Source organism: Corynebacterium auriscanis (genome assembly GCF_030408435.1).
Lineage (GTDB): Bacteria > Actinomycetota > Actinomycetes > Mycobacteriales > Mycobacteriaceae > Corynebacterium > Corynebacterium auriscanis.
Window position 1 is genome coordinate 661,062 of sequence record NZ_CP047046.1, and the last position, 13,027, is coordinate 674,088.

General features: G+C 56.8%; 9 protein-coding genes and 1 tRNA gene. 9 read left to right on the forward strand and 1 reads right to left on the reverse strand.

Annotated features, from left to right (window positions below; genetic code table 11):
* Nucleotides 1-271: 271 nt before the first annotated feature.
* From pgm to CAURIC_RS02760, 4 genes are all read left to right on the forward strand, one after another.
* Nucleotides 272-2,014 (forward strand): phosphoglucomutase (alpha-D-glucose-1,6-bisphosphate-dependent), encoded by a 1,743-nt coding sequence (gene pgm, locus CAURIC_RS02745; RefSeq protein WP_035115425.1) that lies wholly within the window; start codon nucleotides 272-274, stop codon nucleotides 2,012-2,014.
* Nucleotides 2,015-2,417: 403 nt separating this feature from the next.
* A complete protein-coding gene (locus tag CAURIC_RS02750; RefSeq protein ID WP_035115427.1) occupies nucleotides 2,418-3,182 on the forward strand; it encodes a DsbA family protein in 765 nt (254 codons plus the stop codon).
* A 277-nt stretch (nucleotides 3,183-3,459) separates the two neighbouring features.
* A tRNA-Ala gene (locus CAURIC_RS02755) sits at nucleotides 3,460-3,535 on the forward strand.
* A gap of 403 nt (nucleotides 3,536-3,938) precedes the next feature.
* Entirely contained in the window at nucleotides 3,939-4,994 is a 1,056-nt protein-coding gene (locus tag CAURIC_RS02760; RefSeq protein WP_035115429.1) for a zinc-dependent alcohol dehydrogenase family protein, read from the forward strand.
* A gap of 132 nt (nucleotides 4,995-5,126) precedes the next feature.
* On the opposite strand, the gene CAURIC_RS02765 is transcribed toward CAURIC_RS02760, so the two are convergent.
* Nucleotides 5,127-6,116 (reverse strand): Lrp/AsnC family transcriptional regulator, encoded by a 990-nt coding sequence (locus CAURIC_RS02765; protein WP_172644089.1) that lies wholly within the window; start codon nucleotides 6,114-6,116, stop codon nucleotides 5,127-5,129.
* Between the two features lie 124 nt (nucleotides 6,117-6,240).
* Between CAURIC_RS02765 and CAURIC_RS02770 the strand changes: the two genes are divergently transcribed.
* From CAURIC_RS02770 to CAURIC_RS02790, 5 genes are all read left to right on the forward strand, one after another.
* A complete protein-coding gene (locus CAURIC_RS02770) occupies nucleotides 6,241-7,710 on the forward strand; it encodes an MFS transporter (protein ID WP_290183267.1) in 1,470 nt (489 codons plus the stop codon).
* Nucleotides 7,711-7,722: 12 nt separating this feature from the next.
* Nucleotides 7,723-8,679, forward strand: coding sequence for an amidohydrolase family protein (locus CAURIC_RS02775; protein ID WP_290183268.1), 957 nt, complete (start codon nucleotides 7,723-7,725; stop codon nucleotides 8,677-8,679).
* A gap of 249 nt (nucleotides 8,680-8,928) precedes the next feature.
* The gene (locus tag CAURIC_RS02780; RefSeq protein WP_035115434.1) at nucleotides 8,929-10,479 is read left to right on the forward strand and encodes a SpaH/EbpB family LPXTG-anchored major pilin; all 1,551 of its coding nucleotides are present in this window, start codon (nucleotides 8,929-8,931) and stop codon (nucleotides 10,477-10,479) included.
* 45 nt (nucleotides 10,480-10,524) lie between these two features.
* Nucleotides 10,525-11,439 carry a class C sortase gene (locus CAURIC_RS02785; RefSeq protein ID WP_052095142.1) on the forward strand — a complete coding sequence of 305 codons (915 nt, stop codon included), beginning with the start codon at nucleotides 10,525-10,527 and terminating at the stop codon, nucleotides 11,437-11,439.
* On the forward strand, nucleotides 11,439-13,025 hold the full coding sequence (locus tag CAURIC_RS02790) for a SpaH/EbpB family LPXTG-anchored major pilin (protein WP_290183272.1): 1,587 nt from the start codon (nucleotides 11,439-11,441) through the stop codon (nucleotides 13,023-13,025). The genes CAURIC_RS02785 and CAURIC_RS02790 overlap by 1 nt, the downstream gene beginning before the upstream one ends.
* The last annotated feature ends 2 nt before the right edge of the window (nucleotides 13,026-13,027 follow it).

Here is a 13,027-nt window from a genome sequence, read left to right on the forward strand (position 1 = left end):
TGTGCTGGTAGCTCGCGCGTGATTACCGGTCGTGGAAAAGAGAACGTGTTATGTCGAAGACAAAGGAACCTGATCATCACCCACCCCCTTTTGTAGTGCCTAGAGCTGCTCCCACACAGCAAGAGCCCCCATGATATTGCACTCTATTAGTTAAGAGGTGCGCATCTTTTTCTCGGCAACATCGCGCCGGAAAGATTCGTCCCGCTTTGAACTGCCCTATCAACCCGGTCGCAACGCCTATGGCGCGACCAACTTTTCGAGGAGCACGATCATGCACCCACGCGCCGGACAACCTGCTACGCCTGCAGATTTGGAAGATATCCCAGCCCTGTTGGAGGCCTATCATTCCGTACATCCCGATGCCTCCGACCCTGCTCAGCGTGTCACCTTCGGAACTTCGGGTCACCGGGGCAGTTCCTTCGACGGCGCGTTTAACGAGGATCACATCGCGGCTACTACCCAAGCGATCGTAGATTATCGTACGGAGCAGGGTATCCGTGGCCCGGTGTTTATTGGCCGTGATCCGCATGCTTTGTCGGAGCCAGCCCAGGCCACCGCGCTTGAGGTCCTAGCGGGCAATGGAGTGGACGTTCGGGTGGATTCCAACGACGGCTTCGTGCCCACCCCTGCCATTAGTTTCGCCATTCTGGAGCACAACAAGGCGCTACCGGGTGGGCCTACGGGTACCGACGCCGCTAGGGCAGACGGCATCGTCATCACTCCGTCCCACAACCCGCCACGTGACGGTGGCTTTAAGTACAATCCGCCGACGGGCGGCCCGGCTGATACGACCGCCACGGAGTGGATTGCCGCTCGGGCCAACGACTACCTGGACGGCAAGCTGGACCAGATCAAACGCTCCACCAGCACCAATACTTTCGTCAAGCATGACTTCTGCGGGCTATACGTCGATAGCCTCCCAGAGGTCATCGACATGGAGACGATCAAGAACGCTGGTGTGCGCATTGGGGCAGATCCGATGGGGGGAGCTTCGGTGGAGTACTGGCAGCGCATCGCGGATGTTCACGGCTTGAACTTGACCGTTGTGAACCCGAAAGTGGACCCAGCCTTTGGCTTCATGACGTTGGATAGTGACGGCAAGATCCGCATGGATTGCTCCTCGCCTTACGCGATGGCATCCCTAGTTAACGCTGTCAGCGGCGGGCAACAGGTTGGACAGGCTGCCGTTCAGGCCGCCGCAGCCGATGGGCAGGGCGCGGGCGCAGTATCCATCGACGCGCGCTCGCCGGGTCAGCCGGCATTCGATATTGCTACGGGTAACGACGCGGACTCGGATCGCCACGGAATTGTCACGCCAGATGCCGGGTTGATGAATCCCAATCACTACCTGTCAGTGGCCATTGACTACCTGCTGGGGCACCGAAACGGATGGCCCAAGGGGGCGTCGGTCGGTAAAACTCTGGTGAGCTCGCAGATGATTGACCGGGTGGTAGCAGCGCATGAGACAAACCTCATGGAGGTGCCAGTGGGGTTTAAGTGGTTTGTGCCCGGCCTGGTGGATGGCAGTGTGGTGTTCGGTGGCGAAGAATCTGCCGGTGCAAGCTTCCTGCGTTTCGATGGCACGGTGTGGTCAACGGATAAGGACGGAATCATTGCTGACCTGCTGGCATCAGAAATCCTGGCTGTCACCGGTGAATCCCCATCGCAGCGGTATAGCGACCTGATCGAGAAATTCGGCTCACCTGCGTACACCCGAATTGACGCGCCGGCGAACCGCGAGCAGAAGGCGCGTTTGAAAGCACTGAGCTCCCAAGACGTAACGCAGTCTGAACTGGCGGGGGAGAAAATCACCAACGTGATGACTACCGCGCCGGGTAATGATGCGCCAATCGGTGGTGTGAAGGTGACCACTGAGAACGCGTGGTTCGCTGCGCGGCCTTCCGGCACTGAGGACAAGTACAAGATCTACGCGGAGTCCATGGCGGGCGATGAGCACTTGCAACAGGTTGTGGAGGAGGCCCAAGCAGTGGTTGACTCCGTATTGGGTTCTTAATTGGGTGCTTAAACGGGCGTTTGGATGTTGGGGGTCGGGCGTCAGCTACGCCGAGCGAGGTTCGCCCTTAAGGCTCGTGCTGGGCGTAGTAGGTCTAAAAGGCTCCGAATGGCCCTTGTGCTGCACGTTTCGACTGTGAAATTGCTGTGTCGGTGGCGCGCCAGATTGCTAGTTGGCTGTCAATAGCGCAGTTCAAACGCAAATCATTAGAGATTTGTGGGGGCAGGTCGTTAAAGTAGAGCATTGTTGTATTGAGCACATGCCCCTCTACAAAATGGTTCATTACCACGGTGAACGATAATTCTGTCGGAGTGCGGGCGCATCGAAATGCGAGCCGACCTCCGTAGATCATGACCTTTGTTACCGGGGCATGAAAGCGACAGCTGTGAAAGGACAATCCTAAGTGAGTCAGCAGATCAAAGCCCCGAATAGCCGGGGTGGAAGCGGTTTTATCTGGGTGATCGTTGCGATTTTAGCCATCGCTGCGGTTGTTATTGGTCTCTTCGTATGGAAGCAGAGCACGAAAAATACGATCGCGGAGGATATGCCGCAACAGGAAGCCAACTTTACGGTCTCGGCAAACGACGGTGCGGTGACGCTCGCTTCGGACAAGGTGAAAAAGGACGCGCCAACGGTCGAGATTTTCTCCGACTTCTCCTGCCCTCACTGCGCCGATTTGGTTGAAGCGGATCACGAGGACGTTCACAAGGCCGTCACCGATGGTGATGTCAAGGTAGTGTATCGCTTCCTGAATATCCTGGACCAGAAGCCAGGTGGGTCCTCCACTCGCGGTGGCGCGGTGGCTTACGCGATCGCTAAGACCGGAAACGCCAAGGCATTCTGGAATATGCACGACAAGATGTTCATGGATCAGCCAGAAGTTGCACGTACGTGGAACTGGGAGGAACTGGGCAAGGCTGCCGAGGCCTACGATGTGGATCCTGCTCTGGTTGAAAAGATCAAGAAGGGGGAAGTTCAAGACGAGGCTCTTCCGGTCTTTGAAGGCAACGCCAAGATTCTGACCGACCGAGGTGCCCAAGTGTCTACTCCGCAGGTGTTCGCCAACGGTAAGCCGTACGAGCTGAAGTCCGATGGCGGCCAGAAGCCACTGTCGTGGGTTCCGGATCTGGTCTGGAACAAGGGCGGGAACAACGGCGAAAAGAAGTAAACCGCGCTGATCAACTGGAGTCGCCAAAGAGTTCGAGGAGCCACTAATCGCGGTCGCTAGAGCATGCCCGATGCCGGGGCACAGTGACCTCGAAAGCAAGACGCAGTGACCTCGAAACATAGCGGCTCTAAAAGAACGCGGATGACCTCTGCTCGATCCGTCCGTTCTCGCCGCGGGATTATTCCCGGCGACCTGCGGATTTGGTTAGCTCGAGAGCGATCGGGTAGCTTTAAATCCGTTCGCTTCTCCATGGAGAACGCGTTAACGCAAACTATGCGGGGCTATGGCGCAGCTGGTAGCGCACCACACTGGCAGTGTGGGGGTCACGGGTTCGAGTCCCGTTAGCTCCACCAATCGCATTTCCCCAGTTCATTTACGAGCTGGGGTTTTGTCGTATCTAAGTAGTTGGAGCTGTGGTATTTACGCAGTTAGAGCTCCAGCCTCGTAGTGGATTGCGGGAGGTACTATCGCTCGCTTATCTGGCAAAGATGAGGCAATGTTTGGGGTGCAAAATCGGGGGAGTTTCTGTACTGCAAGCGGGATCAATTATTTTGACCGTCGCAAAATGGCTCAATCACCAAACCGCAATTGAATTCAATTTTCATTAGGTAGCAGAGTTGATATTAAAATAGGGCCAATTGCCGACTTCATTGTTTTGGGTTGTGAAATAGATCCAATATGGTTAGTATTGTGTTCCAAATTACTTCTGAGTGGAAATTATTATTCACTCGTGCGACGTATTTAAGGAGATGAACAATGAAGGCAATGGTCTACCGTGGCCCAGGGAAGCCCAGTTGGGAAGACGTTCCGGAGCCAGAGCTGCAGCACCCCACCGACGTCATTGGAAAAATGCTCACCACCACCATCTGTGGAACTGATCTTCATATCCTCAAGGGGGATGTCCCAGCGGTCGAGGATGGCAGAATCCTCGGGCACGAGGGAATTGCGGAAATCACCGAGGTTGGTGAAGCAGTCACTGAACTGAAAGTCGGCGACAAAGTTATTGTTTCGGCTGTTACGTCGTGTGGAAAGTGCTCAAACTGCCGCAAGCATCTACAGAGCCACTGCCTTGCTGACGAGGGAGCTTCCGGAATTGGCTGGATTTTCGGGCACCTGATCGATGGAACCCAAGCTGAATATGTCCGCATTCCATTCGCGGAAAGCTCGGTTCAAAAGCTTCCTGAGGGCGTTTCCCCAGAGGACGCAACGATGATCAGCGACATTTTGCCGACCGGGCACGAACTCGGGATCCTCAACGGCAAGGTGAAGGCCGGAGATGTGGTAGTAGTCATCGGCGCTGGCCCAGTTGGTCTAGCCGCTATTACGGCGTCTCAACTCTATGGTCCAAGCCGCGTCATCGCAGTAGATCTGGATCCCAACCGTATTGAGCAAGCGAAGAAGTTCGGGGCTACTGACGGGGTGCTCTCTTCTGATGATGATTGGAAGCAGCAGGTCATGGGCATGACCGACGGTCTCGGCGTGGATGTCGCTATCGAGGCTGTGGGAATCCCCGCAACGTGGAATATGTGTCTCGAAGTTGTTCGGGCAGGCGGCCACATTGCCAACGTCGGTGTACATGGGACAGCGGTCGAGTTGCCGCTGCAAGATCTGTGGATTGAAAATCTCACCATCACCACTGGGCTAGTCAATACCGATTCTGCCCCGATGCTGACTAAGCTGCTTGCTCAGCGCAGGATTGACGTCTCTGGTTTCATTAGCCACCGATTCACGTTTGATGAATTCGAGGAGGCATACGAAGTATTCACCAATGCCGCAGAAACTAAGGCGCTGAAAGTCATCATCAATTCCTAAAACAGTCCTGCAACAAACTGAATGTGGCGTGGAAGTGATACTCCCGGTCAGTTGGCCTAGCACCCCTGGTACGCCAGCGACGGTTGGTACTACCGGGGTGTGCGTGGAACACATCGCCGGTGCCGGGAGCGCTCAGCGCTGATGCCGCTTCATTGTCGTTCCCATCGGAACCACCTCCACATGGTCAATTCCCCAGCCCGTTAGCCCATCGACGAACTCCATCAAGTTCATCGAACTAAAAACCTTGTCCTCACCAACGCCCCCCGTCTCCGGAGTTTTTCCCTCCTCGGTGGCCACGGTTTTAGCTGGGCTGTGGGGTCCTTCTGCATGCAGCGCCACATGGACAACCATTTGCGACGCCCCACTGGTCGCAGCAACAAAACTTACCTCGGGCCTCAATTTCAGGTAGGCCCCGAGTTCATCAATTTTCCCCGGGCGCATGGTGATCCACAGGTTGGCATCGTTTCCATCGCCATACACACGCGTGTCGATATCTGCTTCGTAGTACAGGACGTTCGTGTCCTCCAAACGTTTGCGCCTTCGGGAGATCGTGGTTGGATCAGCGCCTAGGCGTCGAGATAAAGAGGCATTCGACACCCGGCCATCAACTTCCAATTGAGCCAAGATGTCCTTGTCCATCTTGTCCAACTGGGCTGACGTATAGGGTACCGCTCCGGGTTGGCCCCATACCTTCATCAAGTGGTGGGCAGAGATGGTGGAATCGGGGAGCTTCTTGTGCGCGGCGGTAAGCAACTGATCTAAGCCCCTCTCGCTGGCAACTAGGCCGCAGATGAGTTCTCGGCGGTCTGTGGATAGGCGCACCCAGCGCGTGAAGTCCAATGAGGAAAAGTCTGCGGCGACCGTTCGTAGGTAAGGGGAGGGGTTCTGCATGCGAATCAACCAAGACATGCGCCCCCCAAAGCTGGGAAGGGTGCGTCCAATGATGCGCAGCACACCGTGGCGGTGCAGCCGCTCGTAGTGACGTGCCACCGTGTGGGAGGACACATCGAGGTGCGCGGCCCAAGCCGAGAAATTCTCCCCCGGAAAGCGCTTGGCGATGGCAATGAGCTTCAGATCAAGGGAGTCGAGTTGGGGAAAACTGCGTTCGTTTGAAGTTTGCATGTTGATTCTCGGGGCATTTTCGGTTGAATTGACAAAAACGTGCACGATCATTCGGTTTCGTGCAAGTCTAATTTAGATTGTGACACGGACTTCGTAAAAAATTTGGAAAGTGAGGTTCGGTCACGTGTCACAAACCGAAAAGACATCGCCCTCCACGTCAACGGTTCCCGTCCACCATACGACGGACAAACCTGGCATGTTGATTGCCGTGGCAGCATTTTCTTGCCTTGTTGTCACGCTGCTGCAGTCATTGGTCGTCCCGGCCGTGCCGCGATTCCCCAAGTTGCTAGGAACGAGCCCACTGACAGTATCGTGGCTGGTCACCGCTACTTTGCTTGTGGGTGCCGCTGCCACCCCGATTATTGGACGGCTTTCGGACATCGTTCCTCGTCGCCCGCTAATGGTCGTCACGATGGGACTCGTGTTTGCTGGTTCCGTGATTGCCCCTCTGGGCGGCATCACCACTATGATCATCGGTCGTGCATTGCAGGGGCTTGGAACCGCCCTGGTGCCGGTAGCAATGGCGCAAATGCGCCACAGCTTGCCCGGTGACCGAATTCCTGGTGCTTTAGCGCTTCTCAGTGCAACCCTGGGCATCGGCGGCGGCATCGGTATTCCACTGGGTGGAGTGCTGCTCTCCGGCTTCGGGTGGAAATCCATGTTCGTGGTCGCTGCCATCCTGTCTGGTATTTCAGTGTTGCTGATCTGGAAGGTAATGCCCAACGATCGCGTCACCCAAAGGCAGTCCTTCGATTACGTTGGTGCGCTGTTGCTTATCGTCGCGCTGTCGTCGCTTCTCACCGTTCTGTCCCAAGGCGGGGCGTGGGGATGGGGGAGTGCGATGACCCTCGGGCTCCTGGCGGTCGGCATTGTGGTGACGATCGCGTGGGGCGTGTACGAGCTGCGGATCGATTCTCCACTGGTAGATCTCGGAACTGCCTCGGATCGTCCGATTCTGCTGACCAATGCAGCTTCGATCCTCATGGGTATCCTGATGTTCACTAACCTGCTTCTCACCACCCTCGAGCTGCAAAACCCCGTGGTGGAAAACGGCTTCGGCTGGAGCGCGAGCGCGGCGGGACTAGCGATGCTGCCGAGTGCTGCAATCATGTTGGTGGTGGCACCACTCAGTGCCCGGCTTTCCGCCGTCATGGGCCCGCGCCTGCTGCTGGTACTGGGCGCGGTCATCACAGGCCTTGGGTACCTCATGCGGGTAGGAATCCACATTCACCCGGCGTGGACAATCCTCGCCGCCACCGTGTTGTCCATGGGGATCGGAATTGGTTACGCAGCGATGCCCATGATGATCGTGGAATACGCGCCACGGGCGGAAATCGGTTCTGCTAACGCCGTCAATGCCCTGATGCGCGCCATCGGAATGGCCGTTTCCTCCGCTCTGGTTTCGGCAGTCACTGCAGCCATGATCACCACGGTCAATGGTGTGAACACCCCGAGCCGAACTGCGCTGCTTACTCTAGGAATCATGGGTATCGCCATGGCGGTCGTAGCCGCAGTCTTGGCGTGGTTTGCCCGTCACCCGCGCCCCAGCGTTGCGGTTGCCGAATCCAATACACAGCCCACCCGGGCAGAATAAGAAGGAAAACCGATGTCTCACATGCATGCTATTGATACACACGCTCACGTGTACCCAACTGAGTATCTAGACAAGCTCGAAGCTATGGGTGTGGATCCCGCGACCACGGCCATAGCCCGCGGTATGAACGCCGATTCCAGCGAGAAGGACCTCACGCGTCGCCTGGAATGGATGGATAAGGCGGGAGTTGAAACGCAGATCCTAGCAGTTACCCCGCAATCGCCTTCAGGTGACAGCCCCCAAGCCTCGCTGGACGCTGCGCAGTGGGTTAACGATGAGTACGCTCGCATCGTTGAGGAATATCCTGGCCGTTTCCACGCTTACGGTGCACTGCCCTTGCCACATGTGGATCAGTCGGTGCGCGAGGCGATTCGTGTGCTCGAAGAGCTCAAGTTTGTGGGTATTTCGGTGCCGACGATAACGCAAGGCAAAGTTTTCCTAGATGATCCTCGGTTTGACCCGGTGTGGGCAGCGCTCAATGAGCGTGGCGCAGTGGTCAACGTCCACCCCACCGGAGGAGGGGCGTGCTCACCCATGTTGGCGTCGCAAAAATTGGAATGGGTAAACGGGGCCCCGGTTGAAGATGCGACGGCGACCTTGCAGCTGCTGAAGGCTGATGTACCCCGTCGCTTCCCGAACATTACGTTCCACATCGCGCACCTCGGTGGCGATTTGCCCTTCCTTTCGCAGCGCATAGAAGACAATTACACGGATTGGGATGCTTTTAGTGCCTCGCCCAATGCACAGCTCCGGCAGATGTTTTTCGACGCCGCAAATTTCCACGAACCGTCGTTGCGACTCGCGGCCGAGACATTCGGTGCCGAACAGATCATGGCGGGTTCTGATCACCCTTACTTCCAGGATGAGCACTACGTGCGGGCCTTTGATTATGTGCGGAGCGCCAAGTTGCCTCAGCATGAGATTGAAGCGATCCTGCGTGGGAATGCACAGAAATTGCTGGGGATTTAACGGAGACCGGTGTTGTATGCGTGGGAACCTGTCCAAAGAATTACCCCTTAATTATTAGGGGTTCAAAACGGAATCCAAGCGCAGTGTGTGGCGGGCTTAAGTAAAGCTTGTGAAACTCTGGCGGAGAACGTAATGTTAGGCACGTAAAAATACGACCGACGGTAGCGCATTTTATGTAGGCGGTGGCACTAGCGTGCTGAAGCCAACGTTGTCGCCGGTTGGCCTCACCATTTTCCGTAAAGGAACACCATGTCCAGATTCTCCACGCGCTTTGTCGCAACTGTTGCTGCATCCACCATCGCTTTTTCCTCCGCTGGCATCGGCATCCCTGCCGCCATGGCGCAGGATCCAACTGGAACTACCGCCCCTTCCGGCGCGCCTGCTGCTCCAGGTCCCGGCACCGCTGATTTGGTTAATGCGGGAGCCAACGTCACACTCAATATTCAGAAGTACGAAGGCGATCCAGTCGGTGGCACGGGTGCTCCGGCCGATCCAAATAATCTGAAGCCACTGTCAGGTGTGCAGTTCAAGATTGAACGAATCGATGGCATCGACCTGACCACGGCTGATGGTTGGGGAGAGCTGGCTGGCATCACCCCGGCCAGCCTCGGTGACAACTCGGTGGGATACACGACAACTATCACGACGAATACGGATGGTTTGGCCTCAATCAATACCGGGGCTGACTCTGAATTCAAGGTCGGTGTTTACCGCGTCACCGAAATCCAAAAGGGTGGCTACACCGTTGCTCCGCCGTTCTTGATCACATTGCCCTACTCCGGAGCCAACGGACAGTGGGTTTACGAGCGCACGGTGTACCCAAAGAACCAGAACGTCACCCCAAACAAGCAGGTTGATGCTTCCAACGCTTCTCTGGGAAGCAACATGAAGTACACCATCAATGCACCGGTTCCTGCGGGCAACCTCACACGGTTTAACATCAATGACCAGCTGATTTCCAACCTGGCTCTGCAAACCGACCCGGCTCCAGTTGTTACCGCCGATGGCGTACAGCTCGAAACAACGGACTACACCGTAACCACCGATAACAACACCCTGCGCGTGGAGTTCAACGAGGCCGGTTTGTCTAAGCTGCAAGCGGCCCGCCAGACGAACCCAGCGCTGCAGGTTCACGTTGCTTTTGAAGCGAAGGTAGTTTCTCTGCCGGCCAACGGAGTCATCACCAACACCGCGACCGTGGAGCTGCCAAATGGTGCACAGATCACTACGGACGTCGTTGACGATGACCCAGCCACCCCTGACACTCCAACCAGCACTACTTTTGGCAACCTGACCATCACAAAGACAGCTGCAGCCGAGACCAACCCCAACCTGGAAGGGGCCCAATTCCAGGTCTTCCGGTGTGAGCAGCAGGACGGTAAGTGGACGGTCCTTGGAGACGCTCTCAATGTGGCCACCACGGACAATGGCTCCGCACTGAGCACCACCCTGACCACCGGTACAACCGTTTCTAACCAATCCACCGCGCAAGCTTTTGGACTCCCCATTAGCTACACGGCTGGTGGCGCAACGGGCACCGTAACCTTCCAATATTGTGCCGTGGAAACCAAAGCACCTGAGGGTTTTGTGCGTGACCCAGAGCCACGTCACATCGACGTCAATGCCGACACTCGTGCGATGACTGTTACCGTCGACAACAAGAAGGATTCCATCCTAGGCCAGCTTCCCGCGACAGGTGCATGGGGTATTGTCCTGATCTTCCTATTGGGCGCAGCTCTGCTGGGGCGCGGTCTCTACACGAGCTTCCGCGATAACAAGGATCAGCAGGCAACCGCGTAAAAGCCTTAGGCGTAGTTGCCACAAAGGCAGAAAGGCCGGGGAGTTATGAGTGCACGTCACCAGCGCCGCGCAACTCAACGCGGTACGGCGGGCAGTCGTCGCTCCGTGGTCTACATCGTGTTGGGCATTCTGGTGCTTCTCGCACCCGTGATTCTGACCCACTACAAAAACGTGGAGCAAAACCGCATCGCCCAAGGCTACAGCCGCGATGTGCAAGCCCTCACGCCCGAACAACGCAGCCAAGCGCTAGAATCCGCCCGGCAATACAACCGGGAGCTGCCACCCTTCGGCGCACCCGATCCATGGGTCAACGGTGTTGATGTGAATTCGCCCGGATACAAAAAGTACCTCCGGCAACTCAACGTCAACACCATCATGGCCCGGCTCCAAGCCCCTACCGTGGGCATGGACTTGCCGGTGTACCACGGCACTTCGCAAAACACGTTGTCACACGGCATTGGGCACTTGTACGGAACTGATCTGCCCGTGGGTGGGAAGGGGACGCACAGCGTGCTCACTGGCCACACCGGTCTGGCCACCCTCACCATGTTCGACAACCTCACCCACATGAAGAAAGATGACATTTTCGTCATCGAAGTCATGGGGGAGAAGCTAGCTTACAAGGTAGACCAAATCCACACGGTACTGCCTTCAGAAATCAATCAAATCCGCCCTGAAGAGGGCAAAGACTACGTCACCTTGGTCACCTGTACGCCCTATGGTGTGAATTCCCACCGATTACTGGTTCGGGGAGAGCGCACCAAGCTCCCACCCGGGCCAATCGAGCAGGAGTATCACAGCCCGTGGCAACCATGGATGATTGCGGCCCTCGTGATCAGCCTTGCAGCCTTGCTGTATCTGCTGTGGTGGCTGTGGCGTAGGCGTCGAAAAAAGAATGAAGACCAGGCACCTCAGGCGCAAGGCCAAGCTGGCACCAAGGTACAGAAGGTAAAGCAGTAATGCACGTACGAACGGGCGCCCGCCAGCAGCGGGTACGCAACCACGGCCAACCCACGATGACGGGAACGGCCTCGGCTTTGAGGTCGGGGCGCGCTTTCGTGCTTGCATTGCTCGGTGTCATAATGCTGCTGGGATTGACAGTCACGGTGATGGCCGGTGGAGGGGTCGCGCGCGCCCAAGACGACGGTGGTGCTAAGAACTCGGCTGCAGGCCAGTACAGCCTCACCGTCCACAAGTTTGACGGCGACCCGGCATGGCAAACCATGGGCCCTACTGCTGCTGAACCCGAACCATTGGCTGGCATAACATTCCAGATCAACAAACTGGAGGGCCTGGATGTTAACGATCAGGCAGAGCTGGGAAATCTGGTGCAACGCGATCCTCGGTTGCTGACCGAACAGTCGACGTATCCGCTGGGACCTGAACAGACAGCGGTGACCGCAGCAGATGGCAAGGCGCGTTTTTCTGACCTCACGCGCGGGGTATACCTCGTTCGTGAAAAGCCCAGCCGGGTGGGCAACACTAATTACTCGGTGATCGCGCCTTTCCTCGTGGCCGTTCCAGATGCAGCGGGTAACTCCGACGTGGTAGTTCGTGCAAAAAATCAGCCAATCGTGGCCACGAAAAACATCGTCAGTGGTGTGCCCGGAACCCCAGAGGCAAACCGTATTGCCAAGGAACAAAAGAACGGCATCGTGCGCTATCGCCTCGAAACAACACTTCCGGCTCCGGACGTGCGGGGCAAGCTGTACCAGCTGATTATGGCAGATCCACTGGACCGGAACCTAGAGTTCAAAGGTGTCACCGACGGCTTGATTGTCAACGCAGAAAAGGCAATCCAGTTGCGGGAGGGCGAGGATTTTCGCGTGGAATTACAGGGTGCGCCCCAAGCAGAGGGCTACGGTTATGCAGATAAAACCGTGAAAATCATCCTTACAGAAAATGGGCTAATTAAGGCCGCCGACATGCGCAATGGGCATCCCGAAACGCGCGTAGCTTTCGATATCCAAACGGCCCTAAAAGCCAATACGCCCGAAGGTACCCGAATTAAAAACGTTGCCCTTTCTTTCCCCGACGGTCACCCGTATTGGCCGCCTCTGCTGCCTGGGTCATCCGAATCACTCGTGGAATCGAACGAAGTTGAATTCGTGGTTGGCCCCTCCGCCTCGGTGCCAGCCGACCCAGAGGGCCAATTGCCCGTCAATCCTGGCAAGTGGCCAGACTGGATTTTCTCGCCCATCTACCCGCTGCCACCGGGTGGACACAATCATCCTGTCCCTGGAAGCCGGCCCCAATGTCCCAATTGCGTTCCAGGGTCCACTACCGCGCCGGCCGGTTCACACGGTGGACCTACCCAGGGAATTCACCCCGGAGAGGTTCCGTCCCGCGGTGGCCTTCCGGGTTTGATCGATAGGTTGCCCATGACGGGTGCGAACATCTTAGGGCTGCTTGGCGCTGGCTTCGCATTAGTGCTGGTGGGCTTCTTCGTCGTGGTTGGCCGTAGGCGTCGAAAAGATAATTCCGACGCCCACATGCACCCCGCCTCAACGCCGACTAGGCGCCGGGAGGTGAGCGGTAATGAATAGGC